Source organism: Stenotrophomonas sp., assembly GCF_059505245.1.
On sequence record NZ_JCACKF010000008.1, the window covers coordinates 152,855 to 179,017 of the forward strand.

Sequence of the window (26,163 nt, forward strand, 5' to 3'; positions counted from 1 at the left end):
CGACGACGATGAGCGCGGTACAGGCCTTCCTGCAGCACCTGCAGGTGGAGCGGCGGATGTCGGCGCATACGCTCGACGCCTACCGCCGCGACCTGGACGCGCTGTCGGCCTGGGCCGAGCCGCGTGGCGTAGCGGTGGAGGCACTGGATGCCGAGGCGGTGCGCCAGTTCGTTGCCGACGAGCACCGCCGCGGCCTGTCGGCCAAGAGCCTGCAGCGCCGCCTGTCGGCCTGCCGAAGCTTCTATGCCTGGCTGCTCAAGCACGGGCGCATCGAGGTCAGCCCGGCAGCGACGCTGAAGGCACCGCGCGCACCGCGCCGGTTGCCACAGGTCCTCGACGCCGATGAGGCGGTGCAGCTGGTCGAGCTGGAGCCGGAGGGCGAGCTCGGCCGCCGTGACCGCGCGCTGCTGGAACTGTTCTATTCCTCTGGCCTGCGCCTGAGCGAAGTCTGCGCGCTGACCTGGCGCGATCTGGATTTCGACAGCGGGTTGGTGAACGTGCTGGGCAAGGGCAACCGCCAGCGCCGGGTGCCGTTCGGCCGGCCCGCGCGCGAAGCGCTGCAGGCGTGGCGCACGGAAAGTGGGGGAGGTCCGGCCTCGCCGGTGTTCCCCGGCCGCAACGGGCCGATCAGCCAGCGTGCAGTGCAGATCCGCATCCGCCAGCTGGCGCAGCGCCAGGGCCTGTTCAAGCACGTGCATCCGCACATGCTGCGGCACAGTTTCGCCAGCCACATCCTGGAATCGTCCGGCGACCTGCGCGGTGTGCAGGAGCTGCTGGGCCACGCCGACATCGCCACCACGCAGATCTATACCCACCTCGATTTCCAGCACCTGGCCAAGGTCTACGACGCCGCGCATCCGCGCGCGAAGCGTCGACGCAGCAACGACGGCAGCGGAGAAAGCTGAACGTTGCCCCTGCGGCAGCCGGTCGCGGGTGGCTTGAAGGGCGCAGCGCAGTCCCCACCTCTGGTTCTGTCACCCCGGAGGCATCATGGACCCCAGTCAGAACCCCAACGTTTTCCACGCCACCACCATCGTCTGCGTCCGTCGCGGCGAGCACGTGGCCATTGCCGGCGACGGCCAGGTCACGCTGGGCCACACCGTGATGAAGGGCAATGCGCGCAAGGTGCGCCGCCTCGGCCGTGATGGCCAGGTGCTGGCCGGCTTCGCCGGTGCGGCCGCCGATGCCTTCACCCTGTTCGAGCTGTTCGAGGCCAAGCTGGAAAAGCACGGCCAGCTGCAGCGTGCTGCGGTCGAACTGGCCAAGGATTGGCGCACCGAGCGCCGCCTCGGCAAGCTGGAAGCCCTGTTGGCGGTGGCCGACAAGGAAACCTCGCTGATCATCAGCGGCACCGGCGATGTGATCGAGCCGGAGGACGGCATCATCGCCATCGGCTCGGGTGGCTCGTATGCACTGTCGGCCGCACGCGCCTTGATGGCGCACACCGAACTGGATGCGCGCACCATCGCCAGCGAAGCGATCGGCATCGCCGGCGACATCTGCATCTACACCAACCGCAACGTGGTGGTCGAGGAGCTGTGAAGGTAGCGTCGGCCGCTGGCCGGCAACCTCATGATCCCCCGCACGCGTGCCTGGTTGCCGGCCAGCGGCCGGCACTACCGACAAAGAATCCGTGAGCACATCCATGTCGAAGATCGAAGTTTCCTCCGCCACCATGACCCCGCGCGAGATCGTGCAGGAACTGGACCGGCACATCGTCGGCCAGCACGACGCCAAGCGCGCCGTGGCCATCGCCCTGCGCAACCGCTGGCGCCGCATGCAGCTGGTGCCCGAGCTGCGCAATGAAGTGATGCCGAAGAACATCCTGATGATCGGCCCGACCGGCGTCGGCAAGACCGAGATCGCGCGCCGCCTGGCCACGCTGGCCAACGCACCGTTCGTGAAGGTCGAAGCCACCCGCTTCACCGAAGTCGGCTACGTCGGCAAGGACGTCGAGCAGATCATCCGCGACCTGGCCGATACCGCGGTCAAGCTCTATCGCGAACAGGCCAAGGTGCGCGTACGCACCCAGGCCGAAGAGCGTGCCGAAGACCGCATCCTGGATGCGCTGCTGCCGCGCCGCAGCGGTGGCATCGGCTTCGATCCGGAAGTCGCCCGCAACGAGCCGTCGGCGCAGGACAACGAGACCCGCATCAAGTTCCGCAAGATGCTGCGCAACGGTGAGCTGGACGAGCGCGAGATCGAACTCGACCTTGCCGCCAACGTCAGCATGGACATCATGACCCCGCCGGGCATGGAGGAAATGGGCCAGCAGCTGAAGTCGATGTTCGCCAACCTCGGCGGCGGCGCCAAGGCGCACAAGCGCACGCTGACCATCAAGGCCGCGCGCCCGCTGCTGATCGAGGAAGAAGCGGGCAAGCTGGTCAACGAGGACGACATCCGCACCGCCGCGATCGAGGCCTGCGAGCAGCACGGCATCGTCTTCATCGACGAGATCGACAAGGTCGCCAAGCGTGGCGACAACGTGGGTGGTGGTGACGTGTCGCGCGAAGGCGTGCAGCGCGACCTGCTGCCGTTGGTGGAAGGCTCCAACGTGTCCACCAAGTACGGCACGATCAAGACCGACCACATCCTGTTCATCGCGTCGGGCGCGTTCCATCTGGCCAAGCCCAGCGACCTGATTCCGGAGCTGCAGGGCCGCTTCCCGATCCGCGTGGAGCTGGGTGCGCTGAGCAAGAACGATTTCGTGCGCATCCTGACCGAACCGAAGGCCGCGCTGACCAAGCAGTACGAAGCACTGCTGGCCACCGAAGGCGTCAAGGTCAGCTTCACTGCCGATGCCATTGATCGTCTGGCCGAGATCGCTTTCCAGGTGAACGAACGCCAGGAAAACATCGGCGCGCGTCGCCTGCATACGGTGCTGGAGCGCCTGCTGGATTCGCTCAGCTACGAGGCACCGGACCGCGACGGCGAAACCCTGGCCATCGACAGCGCCTACGTGGACAAGCACCTGGGTGAGCTGGTGCAGGACCCGGACCTGAGCCGCTACATCCTGTAATGCCTGGTGGGGTCGGATCCCTCGCCGTGGCGAGGGCGCTGACCCCGCCCACTGCAGCAGAAAAGGCCGCCGCAAGGTGGCCTTTTTCCTGTGCGGTCAGTGCGATTGCCGGGTGCGGTAGTCCCGCAGCACCTGGTCGATCACTGCACTGGTGCGGGCGGCGCTGATGCCGTTCGAGGGCGAGTGCCCGTTGCCGCGCAGTTCTTCGACGAGGGAGGCGATCAACGGCTGCTGGATCGACGACGGGTTCCGGATGTCGAAGGCCTGCACGCCCGCTTCGGTTTCCAGCTCCACCGGAACGTCCTCGAAGGTGGCAAAGCGCAGCTGCCCACGGTCGCCGGTGATCTCGATCTGATCCTGGCGGCGGAACGCGCAGAAGCTCCATTGCGCGATGCCGTGTGTCCCCGTCCCGGTGCGGAAGCACATCGAGACGCTGTCCTCGGCGGCGTAGGCGCCGGTCAACGAGCTGGCCAGGCCACGCACATCGCTCAGCGGCCCCAGCAGATGGTCGAGCAGGTCCAGGGTATGCGAGCCCAGGTCGACGAACAGCCCGCCGCCGGCGATCGCGGGGTTGGTCCGCCAGAAGTCAGGCGATGCGGCATCCACTGAATGCGGCCGGTGCAGGGTGGCGCGCACGGCGCGCACTGTGCCGATCGCGCTGTCGTCCAGCAGCTGCTTCACCTGTGCGAAGCGGGGCAGGGCACGGCGGTAGTAGGCCACGAACACGGGCACGCCGCTGCGGGCGCTGGCCGCGATGATGCGCTGGCACTCGTCGTGGTCCATGGCCATCGGCTTTTCGATGTAGACCGGCTTGCCCGCAGCAATCGCCTGCAATGCGTAGTGCATGTGCGTGGAGGGCGGTGTTGCAACGTAGACCGCGTTCACCTCCGGATCGGCGATGAGTGCATCGGCGTCCGCGTACCAGCGCGGAATCGCGTGGCGGCGTGCATAGTCTTCGGCCAATGCGGCATTGCGGCGCATGACCGCCACTACCCGTGAGCCCGGCGTGTTGGCCAGGGCTGGCCCGCTCTTCTTCTCGGTGACGCTGCCACACCCGATGAAGCCCCACGTCACGTTGTCCAGGATCATCGATCTGCCCTTGCAGGGGGTGCCGCAGTGATGGGAGCAGCCTCGTTCACGCCTCGGGCAGCGGCTCGGGGACGGTGCCGGGAACGAACACGCCATCCTTCACGTAGGCGGCCAGGGTCATGTCCAGCGCGAGCATGCCGTCGCGCTTGAGGTCCATCAGTTCCGGTTCGACCATCGCGCCGTGCAGCACGCCCAGCACGGTGGCGTGCAGCATGCGCGCGGCGATTTTCGGGTCGGCGCCTTCGCGCAGCTGGCCCAGATCGCGGGCGCGGCGCAGGGCACGCTCCATCCGGTCCAGCGCATCGCGGAATCCGGCCTGCTGCATTTCGGTCAGCACCCTGGTGTCCGCCGACGCATCGCTGCGCAGCATGATCTCCATGGTCTTGCGCAGGCGCTCGTCCTCGGACAGCTCGATGAACGAGTGGATCATCACCGCGCGCAGGTCGTGCACCGGGGTGTCGCGCTGGTCGGTGGAGGTGCGCTCCAGTTCCTGCATGAAGGGCAGGTGCACGCGCTCGACGATCGCGGCCAGCACCTCGCTCTTGTTCTTGAAGTGCCAGTAGACCGCGCCACGGGTGTAGCCGGCGCGGGCACCGATCATCTCCAGCGTGGTACGGGCCACGCCGTGTTCATGGAAGCAGGCTTCGGCGGCGTCAAGGATGCCTTCCCGGGTTGCCTGGGTGTCCTCTTTGGTCTTGCGGGCCATGGGTGTGGGTACGAGTGCGGGTGAAACGTGGCTGAATTGTACCGGTTTACAAACAAACAATCATGTATGTATATTTCGCACCCATCATTCCCGTCGTGTGCGTGGCAGGCCGGTCCGGCGCCCACTCCACCCGGGTGGGCGCGATCTGCGGGCTTTCACCGGAAGGGGAACGTCCATCGATATCAGCTCCCTCTGAGATTCCTTCCTCCAAGAGCCTTTCCGTCATGTTGCTGAGCCGAATCCGACCCTTTGCACTGTCGCTGGCAATCGCCGCGACCGTGGCTGCCTGCGGCGGCCAACCCCAGGCCCCCGAGCAGGGCCCGGGTGACGTCACCGTGGTCACGCTGAAGTCCGAGACCGTGGGCCTGACCCGCGAACTGCCGGGCCGTACCAATGCCTTCCTGGTCGCCGAAGTGCGCCCGCAGGTCAATGGCATCGTGGCCAAGCGCCTGTTTACCGAGGGCGGCATGGTCAAGGCCGGCGAGCCGCTGTACCAGCTCGACGATGCCAGCTACCGGGCCCAGGCCAACAACGCCCGCGCCCAGCTGGCCCGCGCCGAAGCCACCGCCAATGCCGCGCGCCTGAGTGCCAAGCGCATTACCGAGCTGGCCAAGGTCGATGCGGTCAGCCAGCAGGACCTGGAGAACGCCGTCGCCGCGCAGAAGCAGGCCGAGGCCGACGTCGGTGCCGCCAAGGCCTCGCTGGATGCGGCCAACGTCACCCTGGGCTACGCCCGCATCACCGCGCCGATCAGCGGCCGCATCGGCAAGTCCAGCGTCACCCAGGGTGCGCTGGTCAGCGCCGGCCAGGCCAACGCACTGGCCACCGTGCAGCAGCTGGACCCGATCTATGTCGACCTGACCCAGTCCTCGGCCGAGCTGCTGCAGCTGCGCCGCGAACTGGCCGCCGGCCGCCTGCAGGACAACCAGACCCTGCCGGTCAGCATCCTGATGGAAGACGGCAGCACCTTCGAGCACAAGGGCACGCTGGAGTTCTCCGAAGTCAGCGTTGATCCGACCACCGGCAGCTTCGGCCTGCGCGTGAAGGTGGACAACCCGGACGGCCTGCTGATGCCGGGCATGTACGTGCGTGCGGTGATCGGCGGCGGCGTGCGCAGCGACGCGGTGCTGGTGCCGATGCAGGGCATCGCGCGCGATCCGAAGGGCGACACCACCGCGATGGTGGTCGGCAAGGACAACAAGGCCGAAGTGCGCCCGGTCAAGGTCAGCCGCACGGTCGGCGACAAGTGGCTGGTCGAGGACGGCCTGAAGGCCGGTGACAAGGTCATCGTCGAAGGCCTGCAGAAGATCGGCCCCGGCATGCCTGTCAAGGCCACCGAGAAGGGCGACGCACCGGCCAAGCCGGCGGCAGCCGCCCAGCCTGCCGCCCCGGCCGGCGACGCGAAGTAAGCGGAGAACCCCATGGCACGCTTTTTCATCGATCGACCCATCTTTGCGTGGGTGATCGCCATCATCATCATGCTCGCCGGCGGCCTGGCCCTGTTCAAGCTGCCGGTCTCGATGTACCCCAACGTCGCACCGCCGGCGGTGGAAATCAGTGCCACCTACCCGGGTGCATCGGCCAAGGTGGTCGAGGACTCGGTGACGCAGATCATCGAGCAGAACATGAAGGGCCTTGATGGCCTGATCTACTTCTCCTCCAACAGCTCGTCCAACGGCCAGGCCACCATCACCCTGACCTTCGAGAGCGGCACCAACCCGGATATCGCCCAGGTGCAGGTGCAGAACAAGCTGCAGCTGGCCATGCCGCTGCTGCCGCAGGAAGTGCAGCGGCAGGGCATCAACGTGGCCAAGTCCAGCTCGGGCTTCCTGAACGTCATCGCGTTCGTGTCCGAGAACGGCAGCATGGACGCCAACGACATCGCCGACTACGTCGGTTCCAATGTCGTCGACCGCCTGAGCCGCGTGCCGGGCGTGGGCAACATCCAGGTGTTCGGTGGCAAGTACGCCATGCGCATCTGGCTGGACCCGAACAAGCTGCATACCTATGGCCTGTCGGTGCCGGAAGTGACCGCCGCGATCAAGGCGCAGAACGCCCAGGTGGCGATCGGCCAGCTCGGCGGTGCGCCGTCGGTGAAGGGCCAGCAGCTCAACGCCACCATCAACGCGCAGTCGCGCCTGCAGACCCCGGAACAGTTCCGAAACATCATCGTGCGCGGTGCGCAGGACGGTGCCGAGCTGCGCCTGGGTGATGTCGCCCGCGTCGAGCTGGGTGCCGAGTCCTACGACTTCGTCACCCGCTACAACGGCCAGCCGGCCAGTGGCCTGGCGGTCACCCTGGCCACCGGCGCCAACGCGCTGGATACCGCGGCCGGTGTGGATGCCGCGCTGGAAGACATGAAGGGCTTCTTCCCGGCCGGCCTGAAGGCCGAGATCCCGTACGACACCACCCCGTTCGTGCGCGTGTCGATCAAGGGCGTGGTGCAGACCCTGATCGAAGCGATCGTGCTGGTGTTCGTGGTGATGTACCTGTTCCTGCAGAACTTCCGCGCCACCCTGATCCCGACCATCGCCGTGCCGGTGGTGCTGCTGGGTACCTTCGGCGTGCTGGCGATGCTGGGCTTCTCGGTGAACATGCTGACCATGTTCGCGATGGTGCTGGCGATCGGCCTGCTGGTGGACGATGCCATCGTGGTGGTGGAGAACGTCGAGCGCATCATGTCCGAGGAAGGGCTGTCGCCGCTCGAAGCGACCCGCAAGTCGATGGGCCAGATCACCGGTGCGCTGGTGGGTATCGGCCTGGTGCTGTCGGCGGTGTTCGTGCCGATGGCCTTCATGAGCGGCTCCACCGGCGTGATCTATCGGCAGTTCTCGGCCACGATTGTCTCTGCGATGGCGTTGTCGGTGCTGGTGGCGATCGTGCTGACCCCGGCACTGTGCGCGACCATGCTCAAGCCGCTGAAGAAGGGTGAGCACCACGTCGCCCACCGTGGCCTGGCCGGTCGCTTCTTCAATGGCTTCAACCGTGGCTTCGACCGTACCAGCGAAAGCTACCAGCGCGGCGTGCGCGGCATCATCCACCGTCCGTGGCGCTTCATGGGCATCGTGGCGGCGCTGTTCGTGCTGATGGGCGTGCTGTTCGTGCGCCTGCCCAGCTCGTTCCTGCCCAATGAAGACCAGGGCGTGCTGATGGCGCTGGTGCAGGCGCCGGTCGGTGCCACCCAGGAACGCACGCTGGAATCGATCGCGGCACTGGAAAACCATTTCCTGCAGAACGAGAAGGATGCGGTGGACTCGGTGTTCTCCGTGCAGGGCTTCAGCTTCGCCGGCATGGGCCAGAACGCGGGCATGGCGTTCGTCAAGCTGAAGGACTGGAGCGAGCGTGACGCCGACAATGGCGTGATGCCGATCACCGGCCGTGCGATGGCGGCCCTGGGTCAGATCAAGGATGCCTTCATCTTCGCCTTCCCGCCGCCGGCCATTCCGGAGCTGGGGACCGCCTCGGGCTACACCTTCTTCCTGAAGGACAACAGCGGCCAGGGCCACGAGGCACTGGTGGCCGCGCGCAACCAGCTGCTCGGCCTGGCCGCAGGCAGCAAGAAGCTGGCCAACGTACGCCCGAACGGCCAGGAAGATACGCCGCAGTTCCGCATCGACATCGACGCGGCCAAGGCGACCTCGCTGGGGCTGTCGATCGATCAGATCAACGGCACGCTGGCCGCGGCGTGGGGCAGCTCGTACATCGATGACTTCGTCGATCGTGGTCGCGTCAAGCGTGTGTTCGTGCAGGCCGACCAGGCGTTCCGCATGGTGCCGGAGGACTTCGATCTCTGGTCCGTGAAGAACGACAAGGGTCAGATGGTGCCGTTCAGCGCCTTCGCTACCAAGCACTGGGATTACGGTTCGCCGCGCCTGGAACGCTACAACGGTGTGTCGGCAATGGAAATCCAGGGCGAACCGGCCCCGGGTGTCGCCTCCGGTGATGCCATGGCCGAGATCGAACAGCTGGCCAAGCAGCTGCCGGCGGGTTTCGGCATCGAATGGACGGCGATGTCCTACCAGGAACGCCAGGCCGGCTCGCAGACGCCGCTGCTGTACACGCTGTCGCTGATGATCGTGTTCCTGTGCCTGGCCGCGATGTATGAAAGCTGGAGCGTACCGACCGCGGTGCTGCTGGCGGCCCCGCTGGGTATCCTCGGCGCAGTGCTGGCCAACACCTTCAAGGGCCTGGAGCGCGACATCTACTTCCAGGTGGCGATGCTGACCACGGTGGGCCTGACCAGCAAGAACGCGATCCTGATCGTCGAGTTCGCCAAGGAAAACCTGGAAAAGGGCGCCAGCCTGATCGAGTCGATCATGCACGCCGTGCGCGACCGCCTGCGCCCGATCGTGATGACCTCGCTGGCCTTCGGCATGGGCGTGGTACCGCTGGCGATCTCCACCGGTGCCGGCTCCGGCGCCAAGCAGGCGATCGGCACCGGCGTGCTCGGCGGCATGATCGTCGGCACCGTGCTCGGCGTGTTCTTCGTGCCGCTGTTCTTCGTGGTGGTGCAGCGCGTGTTCAAGCGCAGATCCACGACGTGACCTGAAACGGTCATGCCGGCCTCAGGCTGGCGTTATCGAAACGGTAGTGCCGGCCGCTGGCCGGCACTGCCTCCTGCCATCCGGCAGTACCGATGGAAGTGATCCCCATGAAAAGTGCATCCCTGTTCCTCTCCATTGCCGCCACGCTCGCGCTGGCCGGCTGCTCCACCCTGGCGCCGAAGAACACCGCCGTCGCTCCGGCGATTCCTGCGCAGTGGCCGGCCGAGGCCGCGCAGGGCGAGGTGGCCGATGTCGCCGCCGTCGGCTGGCGCGATTTCTTCACCGATGCGCGCCTGCAGCAGGTGATCGAGCAGTCGCTGCAGAACAACCGCGACCTGCGCGTGGCCGTGCTCAATGTCGAGCGCGCGCGTGGCCAGTACCGCGTGCAGCGCGCCGATCGCGTGCCCGGCGTGGCCGTGACCGGCCAGATGGACCGCCGTGGTACCGATGCCGGTGTCACCGAGCAGTTCAGCGCGGGTGTGGGTGTGGCCGAGTTCGAGCTGGACCTGTTCGGTCGCGTGCGCAACCTCAGCGAGGCGGCGCTGCAGCAGTACTTCGCCGTGGCTGCCAACCGCCGCAACGCGCAGCTGAGCCTGGTGGCCGAGACCGCCACCGCGTGGCTGACCTATGGGGCTGATGCGCAGCGGCTGAAGATCGCCGATGCCACGCTGAAGACCTACGAGGATTCGCTGCGCCTGGCCGAGGCCCGCCACGAACGCGGCGGCAGTTCGGCGCTGGAGCTGACCCAGACCCGTACCCTGGTCGAGACCGCACGCACCGATGCCGCGCGCCTGCGCGGCCAGCTGGCCCAGGACCGCAACGCACTGGCGCTGCTGGCCGGTGGCCAGCTCGATCCGGCACTGCTGCCGGACAGCATCGAACCGCAGCTGCTGGCGCTGGCCCCGCCGCCGGCCGGCCTGCCCAGCGACGTGCTGCTGCAGCGCCCGGACATCATGGCCGCCGAGCACCAGCTGCTGGCCGCCAATGCCAACATCGGTGCGGCACGCGCAGCGTTCTTCCCGAGCATCTCGCTGACCGGCAGCATCGGCAGCGGCTCCAGCGAACTGTCCAACCTGTTCGACAGCGGCACCCGTGTGTGGAGCTTCCTGCCGAAGATCACCCTGCCGATCTTCCAGGGCGGCAGGCTGCGCGCCAACCTGGCCATCGCCAACGCGGATCGTGATATCGCACTGGCGCAGTACGAGAAGTCGATCCAGGTGGGATTCCGCGAAACGGCCGATGCGCTGGCGTTGAATGTCAGCCTGGATGAGCAGGTGAGTTCACAGCAGCGCCTGGTGGAAGCGGCCGAACAGGCCAATCGCCTGTCGCAGGCACGCTACGACGCGGGGCTGGACAGCTTTGTCACCCTGCTTGACGCGCGGCGTACCGCCTACAACGCGCAGCAGACCCAGCTGCAGGCGCAGTTGGCGCAGCAGGCCAACCGCATCACCCTGTACAAGGTGCTGGGCGGCGGCTGGCACGAGCGCGGGTAAGCAGTGCTTCTGCCAACCTTGGTTGGCACGGATGCGTCAGCGCAGGCGGCTGGCCCTGTGCCAACCAAGGTTGGCACCTACCTGGAGATCGAGGGTAGTGCCGGCCGTTGGCCGGCATTGTCATTCGGGGGCCTGCTACACCGCTTCATCGTCGCGCCGCGCCGCATGGCAGGCGCGAACGCGCGCCAGCGCATCGCCGGCTTCGCGCGCCATCTGCTCGTACTCGGCGCGGATCTCTTCCAGGCGCGCTTCGTCCAGTTCTTCCAGATCCAACAGTTCGTTGTTGGCTTCGGCCGTCGCCCGGATCAGCTCGTCCAGCTTGATCTGCATCGCGGCAGTATCCGCGTTCTGCGTGTGCTGGATCAGGAACACCATCAGGAAGGTGATGATGGTGGTGCCGGTGTTGATCACCAGCTGCCAGGTGTCGTTGAAACCGAACACCGGGCCACTGATGCCCCAGATCACCACGATCGCTACTGCAGCCAGGAAGGTCCACGGCGAGCCGGTGGCGGCCGCGGCCTTCTTGGCGATCGTATTGAACAGGTTGCGTGCTTTCATCGTCGTCGTCCCACTCAGGTGACGAGGATGATCGGCAGTGGCCCGTGCAGGGGTTGTGCAGCGGCGGTCAGGCGCGCATGCGCTGCAGTCGTGGCGCCTGCAGGCTGCGCACCGGGCTGCTCTGGTAGACGTGCTGCCAGCAACGGTCGACGAACTCACGGGCCTGGGCTTCGCTCAGCCGCGGCATGATCTGCAGGGCGTATTGGGTCTGGAACATCTCGTCACGTTCGGCCTCGCTGGCGCGCGGCTGGGTGATCAGCGAATCACAGGCGAACTTGATCCACGGCACGTACGAGCCGAACGAGTTGTGCGGCAGTGCGCCTTCGGCATGTTGGCGGCGCCAGTGGTCAAGCTCGGCGTCAACGTTGATGACCGGAGGAATGGTGGGGACTTCAGCGTGCATGACAATCCAGTTCGGTTGAGTGGAAAGGGAGTGGGGGTTCATCCGAGTGTGGCGTATATGGCGGTGCATGCCGCGTCAGCGGGATGTGGAGCCTGCGTTGGCATGGCCGATCAACTGCGCATGTTCGACCGCACCGAGGTCTTCGGCCAGAGTGGCCATCGCATTGCACAGGCGTTCGTGGTCGAGCGGGTGGCGGCGGACCAGCTCCAGTTGCATGTGCTGATAGGCAGTCCAGAACGGCGCGCCGCGCCGGTGCAGCGCATATTGCTGCTGCAAGCGTTCGCGGATCGGATCGAGGATCGGGTCTGTCGTAGGGCGTACGGCGTGCGCGCACATGGCTGGCTCCGCCGGGGAAAGGGTGCCCCGGTGACCCCACCGTAGGCGTGTCAGCCGCGTGGGGTGTTACCGCAATGTGTGCGCGTGGCCTGGCTGACTGTGCGCGCGGTCACGCCGATGCCCGCAAAGGCCGCCGGCACAAGGGCGCACCGGCGCTGAAGCGTTCATTAAATGTGTTGCAGAGACGAGCGCGCGTGGCTCATTCGCCGATGTCCTCGTTCCAGATGTCGGGATGACGGCTGATGAAATCGCCCAGCAGGTCCACGCATTCCTGGTTGTCCAGGTCGATCACGTTGACGCCGTTTTCGCGCAGCCAGTCGATGCCGCCCTGGAAGGTGCGCGATTCGCCCACCACCACGGTGCCGATGTTGAACTGGCGCACCAGTCCCGAGCAGTACCAGCACGGGGCCAGGGTGGTGACCATGATGGTGTCCTGGTAGCGACGCTGGCGGCCGGCCTTGCGGAAGGCGTCGGTCTCGCCATGCACCGACGGGTCACCTTCCTGCACGCGGCGGTTGTGGCCGCAGCCGAGCAGGCGCCCGTCGTTGTGGTACAGCGCCGCGCCGATCGGCACCCCGCCCTCGGCCAGGCCTTGGCGGGCTTCGGCGATGGCGGTCTGCAGCAGGGCCTGGTAGTCGGGCGTGGTGATCATGTGGGGCTCCGGTAAGTCGTGGCCCGCCATGATACGGGCAGGGGGTGCCGCTGGCCCCTGGCGGTGCGATAATCGGGGGCATGAGCGAATCCCCCTACAAAGCCGGTACCACCCATTTCGGGTTCCGCGACGTTGCCGCCAAGGACAAGCAGAAGCTGGTCGGCCAGGTGTTCACCTCGGTCGCGCGCAACTACGACCTGATGAACGACCTGATGAGCCTGGGCGTGCACCGGGCGTGGAAGCGCTACTACGTGGCGACCGCGCAGGTGAAGCCGGGCGACCGCGTGCTGGACCTGGCCGGCGGCACCGGCGACATCGCCGCCCTGCTGAAGGAGCGCGTCGGCGCCGAGGGTTCGGTGGTGCTGGGCGACATCAACGCCGGCATGCTGTCGGTCGGCCGTGACCGCCTGACCAACCGCGGCCTGGTGCTGGGCCTGGACTACGTGCAGTGCAACGCCGAAGCCCTGCCGTTCCCGGACAACAGCTTCGATCTGGTCACCATTGCCTTCGGCCTGCGCAACGTGACCGACAAGGACGCCGGCCTGCGCGAGATGTACCGCGTGCTGAAGGTGGGCGGTCAGGCCCGCGTGCTGGAATTCTCCGAAGTGACGGCGGACTGGTTCAAGCCGATCTACGACTTCCACTCGTTCAAGATCCTGCCCAAGCTGGGCAAGCTGTTCGCCAACGATTCGGACAGCTACCAGTACCTGGCCGAGAGCATCCGCAAGCACCCGCCGCAGGACGAACTGAAGGCGATGATGGGGCAGGCCGGCTTCGAGCGCTGCCACTACAAGAACCTGACCGGCGGCATCGTCTCGATCCACTCCGGCTACAAGCTGTAAGCCCTGCTCTGGTGGGTCCAACTTGGTTGGTACTCGCCCGCTGCGGTCATCCGCTCTGGTAGGTGCCGACCTTGGTCGGCACGGGCCTGCCGCGTGCGTTGATGGATCCGTGCCAACCAAGGTGGGCACCTGCCTGTAGATGCCAACCAAGGTTGGCACCTACCGGTAGATGCCAACCTTGGTTGGCATGCGCCGGAGGCGCAGGAACGGCCCCGGCCTGCATTACCCCGCACCGCGCAACGCCTGCGCGTCCGGAGGGAGGTACCATTGGGGTTTGATCCCCGTAACGGTCCCGATTCATGCGTAATCCGCTGATGCTCCTTCCGCTGGCCGTGGCCCTGGCCGCCGGCTGCTCCCAGGAGGCGGCCGCGCCCGCCGCCGCCCCGACTGCCGCAAAGGCCCCCGCCGCCCCCGTGAACGCCGAGAACCGCAGCCACGACGAAAGCTCGTATGCCGAGCCGGACAAGGTCGTCATCAAGGACATCGCGCTGGATCTGAAGCTGGACTTCGACCAGAAGCAGATCGGCGGCACCGCCACCTACACCCTGGAATGGAAGCAGAAGGACGCCAGGCAGCTGGTGCTCGACACCCGCGAGCTGACCGTGTCCAAGGTCGAGGCCGTCGGTGCCGATGGCGCGCGCAGCCCGCTGCAGTTCGCGCTGGCCCCGGTCGACAAGGTGTTCGGCAGCAAGCTGACCATCGAGACCCCGGAACAGCCGGCCAAGGTGGAAGTGAGCTACCACACCGCACCGACCGCCTCGGGCCTGCAGTGGCTGGCGCCGTCGATGACCGAAGGCAAGAAGCTGCCCTTCATGTTCAGCCAGTCGCAGGCCATCCACGCCCGCTCCTGGGTGCCGCTGCAGGACACCCCGAGCGTGCGTTTCACCTACAGCGCGCACGTGGTCTCGCGCCCGGACGTGATGGTGCTGATGAGCGCCGACAACGATCCGAAGGCCGCGCGTGACGGTGACTACACCTTCAAGATGCCGCAGCCGATTCCGTCCTACCTGCTGGCCATCGCCGCCGGCGACCTGGTGTTCGAGCCGATCTCCGGCCGCTCCGGCGTCTGGGCCGAGCCGACCATGGTCAACAAGGCGGCCAAGGAATTCGAAGACACCGAGAAGATGATCGGTGCCGCCGAGAAGCTCTACGGCGAATACCGCTGGGGTCGCTACGACATGCTGGTGCTGCCGCCGTCGTTCCCGTTCGGCGGCATGGAGAATCCGCGCCTGACCTTCGCCACCCCGACCGTGATCGTCGGTGACAAGTCGCTGGTCTCGCTGGTCGCCCATGAACTGGCGCACAGCTGGTCGGGCAACCTGGTGACCAACGCCAGCTGGAAGGACATCTGGCTCAATGAAGGCTTCACCACCTACGTCCAGGGCCGCATCACCGAAGCCCTGTACGGCAAGGAGATGGCCGAGATGGAGAAGCAGATCGACCAGACCGACCTGCTGGCCGAAGTGAAGGACATGAGCCCGGCCGACCAGGCGCTGGCGCTGCCGCCGCTGAATGAGCGTGACCCCGACGAAGCCCTCAGCCAGGTCGCCTACGTCAAGGGTTCGTGGTTCCTGGAATTCCTGGAGCAGCGCTTCGGCCGCGAGACCTTCGATCCGTTCCTGCGCGGCTGGTTCGATGACCATGCCTTCCAGAGCGCGAACACCGACCAGTTCGTCGCGTACATGAAGAAGAACCTGCTGCCGAAGAATCCGTCGGCCGTGACCGAGGCCGAACTGAAGGCGTGGCTGGACGAGCCGGGCATTCCGGCGTTCGCGGCCAAGGCGCAGTCGCGCAACTTCAGCAGCGTCGATACCGCGCGCATTGCCTTCGCCAGCGCCGGCACCGTGCCGAGCAGCCAGGTCATCGCCGACTGGAGCACGCAGGAATGGGTGCGCTTCATCGACGGCCTGGGTGCGACCCAGCCGCTGGACAAGCTGGCCACGCTGGACAAGGCGTTCCACTTCACCGGCACCCCGAATGGCGAGATCGCCATGCGCTGGTACCCGCTGGCGATCCGCAGCGGCTACGAGCAGGCCAATGAAGGTGCTGCCGCGTTCATCGAGCGCGTCGGCCGTCGCAAGCTGATCCTGCCGATCTACGCCGAACTGGTGAAGACCCCGAAGGGGCTGGAGCTGGCCAAGCAGGCCTTTGAAAAGGCCAAGCCGGGCTACCACCCGATCACCACGGCCTCGGTCCAGGACATGCTGGCCAAGGCTGAAGCCAAGTAACCGGTGGTGCCGGCCGCTGGCCGGCAACCGGTCACTGCTTCACCAGCTACGGCGGGGAAACCCGCCGTTGCTGTATCCGCTTTTCGCTGCCGATAGAATCGGGATGCACTCGCATAGGACCTCCGCCATGAAACGACTGATCCTGCTCACCGCCTGCACCCTGGCCCTGGCCGCCTGCAGCAACCCCGAGGAAGAGCGCAAGGCGCAGGAAGCCGCCGCGGCCGCCGTGCAGGCGCAGAAGGAAGCCAAGGCCGAGGACGTAGCCAAGCAGTACGACATGGCCGTGGCCGCGCAGGACTGGGAACGCGCGCGCCTGCATGGCGCCTCGCTGCTGGACCAGTACAAGGACACCGCCGCCGCCGAGCGCATCGCCGCGGGCTTCGACGAGGTCAAGGCCAAGGGCGATGCCGCGCGCGACCTGCGCCGCATGCAGGCGCTGTGGCAGTACAACCAGATCCCGGTGGGCAACAAGGGCAACCAGGTTTCGGCGCAGATCTACAGCAAGGAACGGGTGGACGTGGATGGCAGCGGCGCCAAGCCGGTGCAGCTGGTGTTCCGCGATCACCCGGAGTGGAAGCGGCACGCTTACCTGGTGCTGCAGGCCGGCGATTTCCGCTGCCCGCAGTGCACGGTGAAGGTGACCGTGGACGATGGCAAGCCGGTGTCGATGGCGGCCTGGCGCCCGAAGACCGATGAAGCCATCGCCCTGTTCATCACCGACCAGAAGGCGTTGTGGAAGCTGGCGCGCAAGGGCAAGTCGATCAGCATCGAGTTCCCGGTCAAGGCTGGCGGCACGCGTACGGCCGTGTTCGAGACCGGCGGTGTCGACGCCAGTCGCATGCCGCAGTGGTGGCAGTGATGATCGCGACGGGCAGCGCAGTGCACGCGTTGTCCGCGATCCGGCACTGGGTCTTCGACATCGATGGCACGCTGACCGTCGCCGTGCATGATTTCGCCGCGATCCGCCGTGCGCTGCAGATCGCGGCCGAGGAGGACATCCTGGACCATATCGCAGCGTTGCCGGATGCGCCGGCGCAGGCCAAGCGTGAGTGGCTGCTGGATCACGAACGTGTGCTGGCCGAGGAGGCGCTGCCGGCGCCGGGTGCGGTGACGCTGCTGCGTGCGCTGGCAGCCGACGGTTGCCGGCTGGGCATCCTGACCCGCAACGATCATGCGCTGGCGAAGCTGACGCTGGACGCGATCGGGGTCGGGGAACTGTTCGATGATGCCGACATCGTCGGCCGTGATGAAGCGGTGCCCAAGCCCTCGCCGGATGGCCTGCAGCAGCACCTGCGGCGCTGGGGCATTGCAGCGAGGGAGGCGGTGATGGTCGGCGACCACGCCTACGACCTGGAGTGCGGCCGCGCCGCGGGCGCCCATACCGTGCTGGTCAACCTGCCGGAAAACCCGTGGCCCGGCCGTGCCGACTGGCATTTCGCCGATTGCCGCGCGCTGTTGGCGGCCTGGCAGGCCGCATGACCGTGTAGAGCCGAGCCCACGCTCGGCTGCTCTGCGGTCAGATCGCGCAGGCGCGCGCAAGCCGAGCATGGGCTCGGCTCTACAGAGAGCAGGCAACGTGTCGGTCGGAAGTTCCGGTAGTGCCGGCCGTCGGCCGGCAGTGTCGACCCAGGTCGACACCCACCGAGCGATGCGCGGGCAGTGCGGCTTACGCGCCCAGCGCGTAACCGAACTGCTGCTTGAACTGCTCGTTGAACTCGTCGAAGGTGAAGCGCTGGTTCTGCGTGCCCGGGTGCTCGACCTTCAGTGCGCCCATCAGGTTGCCCATGCGGCCGATGGTCAGCCAGTCGTAGCCCTTCTGGATGCCGTAGATCAGGCCGGCGCGGAAGGCGTCGCCACAGCCGGTCGGGTCGACCACGCGGCGCTCGTGCGCCGGCGGGATGTCGTAGCTCTTTTCCGGGGTGTGGATGACCGCGCCCTTCGGGCCGCGGGTGGTGATGTAGGCCTTGACCCGGCTGACGATCTCCTTTTCGTCCCACCCGGTGCGCTCCTGCAGCAGGTTCGACTCGTAGTCGTTGACCACCACGTAGTCGGCCTGGTCGATGAAGGCGCGCAGTTCCGGGCCGTTGAACAGCGGCATGGCCTGGCCCGGGTCGAAGATGAACGGGATGCCGTCCTCGTGGAATTCCTGCGCGTTCTGGATCATGCCTTCGCGGCCGTCCGGGCCGACCAGGCCCAGGGTCACGCCCGGCACGCCGCGCACATGGTTCTCGTAGGAACGCATCATCGCGCCCGGGTGGAAGGCGGTGATCTGGTTGTTGTCGTGGTCGGTGGTGATGAACGCCTGCGGGGTGAACAGCTCATCGATCACGCGCACGCGCGACAGGTCGATGCCCAGGCCTTCGAAATACTCGCGGTACGGGCCGAAGTCCGAACCCACGGTGCCCATCGGGATCGGCTGGCCGCCCAGCAGGTGCAGGTTGTAGGCGATGTTGCCGGCGCAGCCGCCGAACTCGCGGCGCATGCGCGGCACCAGGAAGGACACGTTCAGGATGTGCACCTTGTCCGGCAGGATGTGATTCTTGAACTGGTCCGGAAACACCATGATGGTGTCGAAGGCAAGAGAACCACAGATCAGAGCGGACATCGATGTAAGCCTATGCGGTGAATTTTGGGGTGGGCCAGCCCGGTTCAGCGGGCAAGCAAACGGCGCCCTTGGGCGCCCGACGGCGCAAAGGTTACCCGCTGGTGCCGCTCAGGGCCAGAACCGGGTGATGCCCGATCAGGCCGAAAGCCTGTGAAGACGCGGGTTCAGCTAGTTTTTTCCTTGCTCGGCGGCAGGCGGGTTGCTAGGCTTGTCGGCCTCGATTTCTGCCCATTTTTTCGCCATCCCGCGGCGGGCACGACACCCCTCAGGACTCCTTCCTCAGATGTTCAAGAAACTCCGTGGCATGTTCTCCAACGACCTGTCCATCGACCTGGGCACGGCCAACACCCTCATCTACGTGCGCGGGCAGGGGATCGTGCTGAACGAGCCGTCGGTCGTGGCCGTGCGCCAGGACCGTGCCATCGGTGGCACCCGCTCGGTGGCAGCCGTGGGCGCCGAAGCCAAGCAGATGCTGGGCCGTACCCCGGGTCACATCACCACCATCCGCCCGATGAAGGACGGCGTCATCGCCGACTTCACCTACACCGAGGCGATGCTCAAGCACTTCATCAAGAAGGTGCACAAATCGCGCGTGCTGCGCCCGAGCCCGCGCGTGCTGGTCTGCGTGCCGGCCGGCTCGACCCAGGTCGAGCGCCGCGCGATCAAGGAATCGGCCGAGGAAGCCGGTGCCCGTGACGTGTTCCTAATCGAAGAACCGATGGCGGCCGCGATCGGCGCCGGCATGCCGGTCACCGAGGCCCGTGGCTCGATGGTCATCGACATCGGCGGCGGCACCACCGAAGTGGCGGTGATCTCGCTCAACGGCATCGTCTATTCGGCCTCGGTCCGCATCGGCGGCGACCGCTTCGACGAGTCGATCACCAACTACGTGCGCCGCAACCACGGCATGCTGATCGGTGAAGCCACCGCCGAGCGCATCAAGGTCGAGCTGGGCTGCGCCTACCCGCAGGCGGAAGTGATCGAGATGGAAATCTCCGGCCGCAACCTCGCCGAGGGCGTGCCGAAGATGATCAAGATCAGCTCCAACGAGGTGCTCGAGGCCCTGCACGAGCCGCTGTCGGGCATCGTCAGCGCGGTCAAGCTGGCGCTGGAGCAGACCCCGCCGGAACTGTGCGCCGACGTCGCCGAGCGCGGCATCGTGCTGACCGGTGGTGGCGCCCTGCTGCGCGACCTGGACCGCCTGATCTCCGAGGAAACCGGCCTGCACGTGCAGGTGGCCGACGATCCGCTGACCTGCGTGGCCCGCGGTGGCGGCCGTGCGCTGGAGCTGGTGGACATGCACGGCAACGAGTTCTTTGCGCCGGAATAAGCCGTCCCGGCCGTTCCTGCCCGCCGCGCCCTTCCGGGGTGCGGCCCGCCGTGATGGCGGGCCGGCACCGGCGGGGCGCCCGCGTGTTTCCCTTTCGCCTTCTGCCAGTTGAATCGTTGCCGTGCCGCCCTACGCCGGTCCTCCCGTTGCCTCCCGATCCGGTGATGCCGCCAGCCCCCTGCGGTTGCTGGCCTATCTCGCGTTGGCCATCACCCTGATCGTGCTCGATGACCAGGCCGGCTGGCTGGCGCGCCTGCGCGAGCAGGCCAACAGCCTGGTGCAGCCGGTGTGGGCGCTGGCCGGCCTGCCCGGCAAGCTCGGCAACCAGGTCAAGGATTCCGCCGCCAGCCATACCCAGCTGGTGACCGAGAATCGCGAACTGCGCAACCAGCTGCTGCTGGCCAACGCGCGCCTGACCCGCCTGCAGACCGCCGCGCTGGACAATGCCCAGCTGCGCGAACTGCTGAACGTGGCCGAGCGCAGCGGCCTGGACGTGCAGCTGGCGCCGATCCTGGACATCGACCTGGACCCGGTGAAGCAGCGCCTGGTGCTCGACGCCGGCACCCGCGAAGGCGTGCACGTCGGCCAGGCGGTGATCGATGCCGGCGGCTTGATGGGGCAGGTGATCAGTGTCACCGGCGGCACTTCCACCGTGCTGCTGCTGACCGACCCCGACCACGCGGTGCCCGTTACCGTGGCCCGCAACGGCGTGCGCCTGATCGTCTACGGCCGCGGCGATACGCTGGAGCTGCGCGACATTCCGCTCAGCGCGGGCGTGGAAGTGGGCGATGAGATCGTTACCTCCGGCCTCGGCGGGCGTTTCCCGGCCGGCTTCCCGGTCGGCACCATCACCGGCCTGCGCCCGGACGACACCCACGCCTTCCTGGTCGGCGAACTGAAGCCGGCGGCCCAGCTCGACCGCGGCCGCGACGTGCTGCTGCTGCGCCCGGGCGCGGCGATCCGCATTCCGCCGGAACTGCGCCTGCAGCTGGAAGAAACCGCCCCGGGGGGGCCGGCCACCGGCGCCAGCGTGCCTGCGGGAGCCGCGCCAGCGGCAACGACGCCGGCTCCGGCCAGCTCCCCGGTAGTGCCGGCCGCTGGCCGGCAACAGCCCTCGTCGCAAACGAGGACTGTTGCCCCCGCATCCTCCCTTACCCCCGCGCCTTCGGCGCGCCCCCCTCAGCCGACTGCACCTTCGGCGCAACCGGCCCGCGCATCCTCCCTTACCCCCGCGCCGTTGGCGCGCCCCCCTCAACAAGAGGGGGGCTCCACCCCAGGCGGGTCCACGGTAGTGCCGGCCGCTGGCCGGCAACCGACCACGCCGGAGGCCCAGCGATGAGCCGCCTGCGCGACAACCCGTGGGTGCTGCCGGCCAGCCTGGTGGTGGCGCTGCTGCTGGGCCTGCTGCCGTTGCCGGCGCTGCTGCAGCCGCTGCGCCCGTACTGGCTGGCGCTGGTGCTGGCGTACTGGGTCATCGAAGCCCCCGAGCGCGTCGGCCTGGGCATCGCCTTCGCCAGCGGCGTGGTTGCCGACCTGCTGTACGGCGGCGTGCTGGGCGAACAGGCGCTGCGGCTGGTGATGCTGGCCTTCATCCTGCAGCGCTTCCGCGCCCGCATCCGCTTCTTCCCGATGTCCCAGCAGATGCTGGCCATCGGCGGCCTGCTGTTCAACGACCGCATCGTCAGCGCGCTGGTCCACATCGTGGTGGATGAGCCGACCCTGCCGTGGTCGTACTGGTGGGCACCGCTGCTGGGCATGGGCCTGTGGCCGCTGGTGTTCGTGCTGCTGGACGCGGTGCGCTTCGGCAAGCGCGGGCGCTGAGCCATGATCCCGCGCCGCCAGGTCAAGAACCCGCACGCCGAAGCCGAACAGTTCCGCCGCCGCGCGGCGCTGGGCTTCCTGGGCGTGCTGGTCTGCCTGCTGGGCCTGGGCGGCTGGTACTTCAAGCTGCAGGTGCTGGACCACGACGTCTATGCCACGCGCTCGGAAGCCAACCGCATCAAGCCGCGGCCGGTGGTGCCCGGGCGCGGCATGATCTACGACCGCAATGGCCGCCTGCTGGCCGAGAACGTGCCGGCCTTCCGCCTGGACGTGACCCCGGACAAGGTCAAGGACATGGACGCCACCCTGGAAGGGCTGGCGAAGATCATCAACATCAGCCCAGAAGAGCTGGAAGCGTTCAACAAGTCGCGCAAGGCGCGCCGCAAGTTCCTGCCGGTCACGCTGAAGCTGCGCATGAGCGACGAGGAGATGGCGCGCTTCGCGGTCGACCGCTGGCGCTTCCCCGGCGTCGAGCTGGAGCCCTACCTGACCCGCCGCTACCCCTACGGCGATCTGTTCGCGCACATCATCGGCTACGTCGGCCGCGTTGATGACAAGGATCTGGAGATCCTCGGCGAAGGCAATGCCGCGCTGACCCACATCGGCAAGTCCGGCCTGGAGCGTTACTACGAGCAGCAGCTGCGCGGCAAGGTCGGCTACGAGCAGGTCGAGACCAACGTGCAGGGGCGCGCGATCCGCACCATCGGCCGCGTCGCCGCGCAGTCCGGCGCCGACCTGCGGCTGTCGATCGACGCCGACCTGCAGCGCGCCATGGTGGCCGCCTTCGGCGACCAGGAGGGCTCGGCAGTGGCGATGGACCCGCGCACCGGCGAAGTGCTGGCGATGGTCAGCCTGCCGTCCTACGACCCCAACCTGTTCGTCAACGGCATCTCGCATGCCGACTTCAAGGCGCTGAACGAAAACCCGTCGCGGCCGCAGTTCAACCGCCTGGTGCTCGGTGGCGTCGCCCCCGGTTCCACGTTGAAGCCGCTGATCGGCCTGGCCGGCCTGGATTCGGGCGTTCGACGCCCGGAAGACAAGGTGCTGTCCACCGGCATGTTCTATCTGCCGGGCACCTCGCGCGGCTGGGGTGACGCCCACCGTGGCGGCCATGGCTGGACCGACCTGCGCAAGTCCATCGCCGAATCGGTCAACACCTACTACTACAAGCTGGCGCTGGACCTGGGCATCGAGCGCTTCGACCATTACATGGAGTACTACGGCTTCGGCCAGCCGACCGGTATCGACCTCACCGGCGAAATCGGCGGCATCCTGCCGTCGCCGGCCTACAAGCGGAAGACCCGCAAGGAAGCCTGGTACCCCGGCGATACGGTCAACATCAGCATCGGCCAGGGCGACTGGAAGGTCACCCCGCTGCAGTTGGCGCGCGGCGTCAGCGCGCTGGCCGACGGGCAGCTGCGCACCCCGCACCTGGTGATCCAGCAGCGCGACGGCTTCGACAGCGACTGGACCGCGACGCCGCCCGGCGAGAGCAAGCCGGTCAGCCCCAACCCCAACAACGTGCAGGCGGTGCGCGAGGGCATGATGGCGACCATGCGGCCGGGCGGCAGCGGCTGGCGCGTGGCGGTCGGTGCGCCGTACGTGATGGCCGGCAAGACCGGTACCGCGCAGGTCATCAGCCGCAAGGGCACCGCAGCGGTGAACCCGAAGAGCCTGCCGATGCACCTGCGCCACCGCGCGCTGTTCGTCGGCTTCGCGCCGGTCGAAAACCCGGTGATCGCGATCGCGGTGGCAGTGGAAGGCGGTGGCTATGGTGGTTCGGCTGCTGCGCCGATCGCCCGCAAGGTGTTCGATGCCTACCTGCTGGGCAAGATGCCCGAGGGCATGCAGCCGCTGGACAGCGAGCGCGGCACCACCGCCATCGGCGCCACCGCGTTCGACAACGAAGATGCCGGCGCGCGCCAGGCTGGCGACCTCGCCGCGGCGCAGCTGGGTGAACATCCGGTGCTGGTCGGCGTGCCGGCGCCGGAACCTGTACCCGCACCGCAGCCGGGTACGCCGGCCGCCGCCGTGTTGCCCGCCACGCCACGCCCGACCGTCGCGGAGCCCGTACGATGAGAGTGTTCCTGCGCTGGGCCGGCGACATGCTGCGCCGCTTCTTCAGCACGCTTGACTGGGTGCTGTGCCTGGCCCTGGGGACGCTGATGGTGATCGGCCTGGCCACCCTGAAGAGCGCCGGTGGCGACAGCCTGGTGATGGCCCAGGGCGCGCGCTTCGCCGTGGGCATGGCCGCGCTGTGGGGCATCTCGCGGGTGCCGATCCTGCGCATCCGCTCGGCTACGCCGATGATCTACGCGATCTCGATGATCCCGTTGCTGGCGGTGTTCGTGCTGGGCACCGGCAAGTACGGCCGGCAGTGGCTGGACCTGAAGTTCTTCTACCTGCAGCCGGCCGAGCTGCTGAAGGTCAGCCTGCCGATGATGGTGGCCTGGTACCTGCACAAGATGCCGCTGCCGCCGCGCTTCAACACCGTGCTCGTGGCCCTGGTCATCATCGGCGTGCCCACTGGCCTGGTGATGCTGCAGCCGGACTTCGGTACTGGTGTGCTGATCGCCGCCAGTGGCGTGTTCGTGCTGTTGTTGGCCGGCCTGCCGTGGTGGTGGGTTGGCCTGGGTGTGGGTGGCGTGGCCGCGGTCGCGCCGGTGGCCTGGTTCTGGTTGCTGCGGCCGTACCAGAAGGACCGCATCATGATGTTCCTGGACCCGGAGATGGATGCGCTGGGGGCCGGGTGGAACATCATCCAGTCGAAGATCGCGATCGGTTCCGGCGGCTTCGATGGCAAGGGCTGGGGCGAGGGCTCGCAGTCGCACCTGAACTTCATTCCCGAACAGACCACCGACTTCGCGTTCTCGGTGCTGAGCGAGGAGTTCGGCTGGATCGGCGTGGCCACCGTGCTGGCGCTGTACCTGGTGGTGATCGGGCGCTGCCTGTGGATCGCCAGCCAGTCGCGCGATTCGTATTCGCGCCTGCTGGCCGGCGCCACCGGCCTGGCGTTCTTCGTCTATGTGCTGGTGAACGGCGGGATGATTTCCGGCCTGCTGCCGGTGGTGGGCGTGCCGATGCCGCTGATCAGCTACGGCGGCACCTCGGCGGTGTCACTGCTGGCCGGCTTCGGATTGGTGATGGCGGTGCGCAGTCACAACCCGGTGCACGGCGGCTACGGCTGAGTACGGCGTCGGGGTCAGATCCCTTTTTCCACAGGGAAAAGGGAGCTGACCCCACAGCCCGGCTACGGAGATCAGAAGCACCCTGACAGCTTCACGCAAGCGCCCGTTGCTAGCGTGCTGCGCGTGGAATGGAAACGACTGTTTGGCGGCTGCCGTGAGGCAGTGCGCACGATCGATCTGCCGTTGCTGGTCGCATTGCTGATCCTGATGGGCGCGGGCCTGGCGGTGCTGCACAGTGTGTCCGGGCCGGTGGCCGGGCAGGCGGCGCGCTTTGCGGGTGGACTGCTGGCGATGTGGCTGCTGTCACGTGTTTCGCTGCTGCGCCTGCGCGCGTGGACACCAGCGTTGTACGCGCTGTCGATGCTGCCGCTGATGGCGGTGTATGTGATCGGCACCGGCAAATATGGGCAGCGCTGGCTCAACCTCGGCGTGTTCTACCTGCAACCGTCGGAGCTGCTCAAGCTCAGCCTGCCGTTGATGATGGCCTGGTACCTGCACCGGCAACCGCTGCCGCCGTCGCCGCGCACGGTACTGACCGCCGCGGTGCTGATCGGCGCGCCGGCGGTGTTGATCCTGATGCAGCCCAACCTCGGCACCGCCACGCTGGTCACCGCCAGCGGCGTGTTCGCGTTGTTGCTGGCGGGCCTGCACTGGGGCTGGGTGGCGACCGGCGCGGCGGGGCTGGCAGTGGCCGCGCCGCTGGCGTGGTTCGGTCTGCTGCGTCAGTACCAGAAGGATCGTGTGTTGACCTTCCTCGACCCGGCGGCCGACCCCCTGGGCACCGGCTGGAACATCCTGCAGTCACGCATCGCGATCGGCTCCGGGGGATGGCAGGGACGCGGCTGGGGGCAGGGCACCCAGGCCACGCTGGATTTCCTCCCCGAATACACCACCGACTTCGCGTTTTCGGTGCTGGCCGAAGAGTTCGGCTGGATCGGCGTGGCGACGCTGTTCGCGCTGTACCTGTTCGTGGTCGGGCGTTGCCTGTGGATTGCCGTGCACGCGCGCGACACGCATGCACGGTTGCTGGCCGGCAGCCTGGGGCTGGCGTTCTTCGTCTACGTGCTGGTGAACGGCGGAATGATTTCCGGCCTGCTGCCGGTGGTGGGCATTCCGATGCCGTTGATCAGCTATGGCGGTACCTCGGCGGTGTCGCTGCTGGCGGGTATCGGGCTGGTGATGGCGGTGCGCGGGCACCGGCCCGTGCACGGGGGATAGGGTTTCCAGCCAACGGCGCAGCCCCTCGTGGGTGGTGTCTGGGTGGCTGCGGAAAGCAGAAGCCGCGGGTGGGCCGGTCGGGTTGGGTACGCGGGGGACGCCGTGAATCCGTCCCTGGAGGCTTGGCAGCC

Annotated in this window: 23 protein-coding genes; 16 read left to right on the forward strand and 7 right to left on the reverse strand. The window is 67.4% G+C overall.

The window, feature by feature from the left end; genetic code table 11:
• Positions 1-8 precede the first annotated feature (8 nt).
• From xerC to hslU, 3 genes are all read left to right on the forward strand, one after another.
• Entirely contained in the window at positions 9-905 is an 897-nt protein-coding gene (gene xerC / locus AC5JLE_RS02945) for a tyrosine recombinase XerC (protein ID WP_164110176.1), read from the forward strand.
• An 85-nt stretch (positions 906-990) separates the two neighbouring features.
• Positions 991-1,542 carry an ATP-dependent protease subunit HslV gene (gene hslV, locus AC5JLE_RS02950; protein ID WP_005411093.1) on the forward strand — a complete coding sequence of 184 codons (552 nt, stop codon included), beginning with the start codon at positions 991-993 and terminating at the stop codon, positions 1,540-1,542.
• Positions 1,543-1,645: 103 nt separating this feature from the next.
• Positions 1,646-3,019 carry an ATP-dependent protease ATPase subunit HslU gene (hslU, locus tag AC5JLE_RS02955; RefSeq protein ID WP_014648461.1) on the forward strand — a complete coding sequence of 458 codons (1,374 nt, stop codon included), beginning with the start codon at positions 1,646-1,648 and terminating at the stop codon, positions 3,017-3,019.
• Between the two features lie 96 nt (positions 3,020-3,115).
• Here hslU and AC5JLE_RS02960 read toward each other — a convergent pair whose 3' ends face one another.
• Both AC5JLE_RS02960 and smeT read right to left on the reverse strand, forming a co-directional pair.
• Positions 3,116-4,108: a Gfo/Idh/MocA family protein gene (locus tag AC5JLE_RS02960; protein ID WP_496065003.1), complete on the reverse strand. Its 993-nt coding sequence runs from the start codon at positions 4,106-4,108 to the stop codon at positions 3,116-3,118.
• A gap of 46 nt (positions 4,109-4,154) precedes the next feature.
• Positions 4,155-4,814 carry an efflux transporter SmeDEF transcriptional repressor SmeT gene (gene smeT / locus AC5JLE_RS02965; RefSeq protein ID WP_032961200.1) on the reverse strand — a complete coding sequence of 220 codons (660 nt, stop codon included), beginning with the start codon at positions 4,812-4,814 and terminating at the stop codon, positions 4,155-4,157.
• Between the two features lie 224 nt (positions 4,815-5,038).
• Between smeT and smeD the strand changes: the two genes are divergently transcribed.
• The 3 genes from smeD (at position 5,039) to smeF (ending at position 10,851) form a co-directional block, all read left to right on the forward strand.
• Positions 5,039-6,223, forward strand: coding sequence for a multidrug efflux RND transporter periplasmic adaptor subunit SmeD (gene smeD / locus AC5JLE_RS02970; RefSeq protein ID WP_164110171.1), 1,185 nt, complete (start codon positions 5,039-5,041; stop codon positions 6,221-6,223).
• A gap of 12 nt (positions 6,224-6,235) precedes the next feature.
• On the forward strand, positions 6,236-9,358 hold the full coding sequence (smeE, locus tag AC5JLE_RS02975; protein WP_164110169.1) for a multidrug efflux RND transporter permease subunit SmeE: 3,123 nt from the start codon (positions 6,236-6,238) through the stop codon (positions 9,356-9,358).
• A gap of 92 nt (positions 9,359-9,450) precedes the next feature.
• A complete protein-coding gene (smeF, locus tag AC5JLE_RS02980; RefSeq protein ID WP_141098919.1) occupies positions 9,451-10,851 on the forward strand; it encodes a multidrug efflux RND transporter outer membrane subunit SmeF in 1,401 nt (466 codons plus the stop codon).
• A gap of 135 nt (positions 10,852-10,986) precedes the next feature.
• Here the strand turns inward: smeF and AC5JLE_RS02985 are convergent, their stop codons facing one another.
• The 4 genes from AC5JLE_RS02985 to AC5JLE_RS03000 form a co-directional block, all read right to left on the reverse strand.
• Positions 10,987-11,409, reverse strand: a complete 423-nt coding sequence (locus tag AC5JLE_RS02985) for a low affinity iron permease family protein (protein ID WP_032961193.1) — start codon at positions 11,407-11,409, stop codon at positions 10,987-10,989.
• Between the two features lie 67 nt (positions 11,410-11,476).
• On the reverse strand, positions 11,477-11,812 hold the full coding sequence (locus AC5JLE_RS02990) for a hypothetical protein (protein WP_005411085.1): 336 nt from the start codon (positions 11,810-11,812) through the stop codon (positions 11,477-11,479).
• A 75-nt stretch (positions 11,813-11,887) separates the two neighbouring features.
• On the reverse strand, positions 11,888-12,148 hold the full coding sequence (locus tag AC5JLE_RS02995) for a hypothetical protein (RefSeq protein WP_014648454.1): 261 nt from the start codon (positions 12,146-12,148) through the stop codon (positions 11,888-11,890).
• 199 nt (positions 12,149-12,347) lie between these two features.
• Positions 12,348-12,800: a nucleoside deaminase gene (locus AC5JLE_RS03000; RefSeq protein ID WP_005419409.1), complete on the reverse strand. Its 453-nt coding sequence runs from the start codon at positions 12,798-12,800 to the stop codon at positions 12,348-12,350.
• An 80-nt stretch (positions 12,801-12,880) separates the two neighbouring features.
• Between AC5JLE_RS03000 and ubiE the strand changes: the two genes are divergently transcribed.
• The 4 genes from ubiE to AC5JLE_RS03020 all read left to right on the forward strand — a co-directional run bounded on the left by ubiE (position 12,881) and on the right by AC5JLE_RS03020 (position 17,349).
• A complete protein-coding gene (ubiE, locus tag AC5JLE_RS03005) occupies positions 12,881-13,642 on the forward strand; it encodes a bifunctional demethylmenaquinone methyltransferase/2-methoxy-6-polyprenyl-1,4-benzoquinol methylase UbiE (protein WP_005411082.1) in 762 nt (253 codons plus the stop codon).
• A gap of 299 nt (positions 13,643-13,941) precedes the next feature.
• Positions 13,942-15,870, forward strand: coding sequence for a M1 family metallopeptidase (locus tag AC5JLE_RS03010; protein ID WP_496065004.1), 1,929 nt, complete (start codon positions 13,942-13,944; stop codon positions 15,868-15,870).
• Positions 15,871-15,997: 127 nt separating this feature from the next.
• Positions 15,998-16,729, forward strand: coding sequence for a hypothetical protein (locus tag AC5JLE_RS03015; protein ID WP_008265071.1), 732 nt, complete (start codon positions 15,998-16,000; stop codon positions 16,727-16,729).
• Positions 16,729-17,349, forward strand: coding sequence for an HAD family hydrolase (locus AC5JLE_RS03020; protein WP_496065005.1), 621 nt, complete (start codon positions 16,729-16,731; stop codon positions 17,347-17,349). Before AC5JLE_RS03015 ends, AC5JLE_RS03020 begins: the two co-directional genes overlap by 1 nt.
• Positions 17,350-17,536: 187 nt before the next feature.
• Here AC5JLE_RS03020 and AC5JLE_RS03025 read toward each other — a convergent pair whose 3' ends face one another.
• The gene (locus tag AC5JLE_RS03025) at positions 17,537-18,475 is read right to left on the reverse strand and encodes a carbohydrate kinase family protein (RefSeq protein WP_005411078.1); all 939 of its coding nucleotides are present in this window, start codon (positions 18,473-18,475) and stop codon (positions 17,537-17,539) included.
• Between the two features lie 283 nt (positions 18,476-18,758).
• On the opposite strand from AC5JLE_RS03025, the gene AC5JLE_RS03030 reads away from it, so the two are divergent.
• From AC5JLE_RS03030 to rodA (AC5JLE_RS03055), 6 genes are all read left to right on the forward strand, one after another.
• Positions 18,759-19,805 (forward strand): rod shape-determining protein, encoded by a 1,047-nt coding sequence (locus tag AC5JLE_RS03030; protein WP_005419402.1) that lies wholly within the window; start codon positions 18,759-18,761, stop codon positions 19,803-19,805.
• A gap of 121 nt (positions 19,806-19,926) precedes the next feature.
• Positions 19,927-21,144 (forward strand): rod shape-determining protein MreC, encoded by a 1,218-nt coding sequence (gene mreC / locus AC5JLE_RS03035; RefSeq protein ID WP_069117847.1) that lies wholly within the window; start codon positions 19,927-19,929, stop codon positions 21,142-21,144.
• Positions 21,141-21,626 (forward strand): rod shape-determining protein MreD, encoded by a 486-nt coding sequence (mreD, locus tag AC5JLE_RS03040; protein WP_005419400.1) that lies wholly within the window; start codon positions 21,141-21,143, stop codon positions 21,624-21,626. The genes mreC and mreD overlap by 4 nt, the downstream gene beginning before the upstream one ends.
• Before the next feature lie 3 nt (positions 21,627-21,629).
• Positions 21,630-23,705: a penicillin-binding protein 2 gene (gene mrdA / locus AC5JLE_RS03045; RefSeq protein ID WP_164110165.1), complete on the forward strand. Its 2,076-nt coding sequence runs from the start codon at positions 21,630-21,632 to the stop codon at positions 23,703-23,705.
• The gene (rodA, locus tag AC5JLE_RS03050; RefSeq protein WP_014648447.1) at positions 23,702-24,814 is read left to right on the forward strand and encodes a rod shape-determining protein RodA; all 1,113 of its coding nucleotides are present in this window, start codon (positions 23,702-23,704) and stop codon (positions 24,812-24,814) included. Before mrdA ends, rodA (AC5JLE_RS03050) begins: the two co-directional genes overlap by 4 nt.
• Before the next feature lie 123 nt (positions 24,815-24,937).
• Entirely contained in the window at positions 24,938-26,032 is a 1,095-nt protein-coding gene (gene rodA / locus AC5JLE_RS03055) for a rod shape-determining protein RodA (protein WP_049406772.1), read from the forward strand.
• The last annotated feature ends 131 nt before the right edge of the window (positions 26,033-26,163 follow it).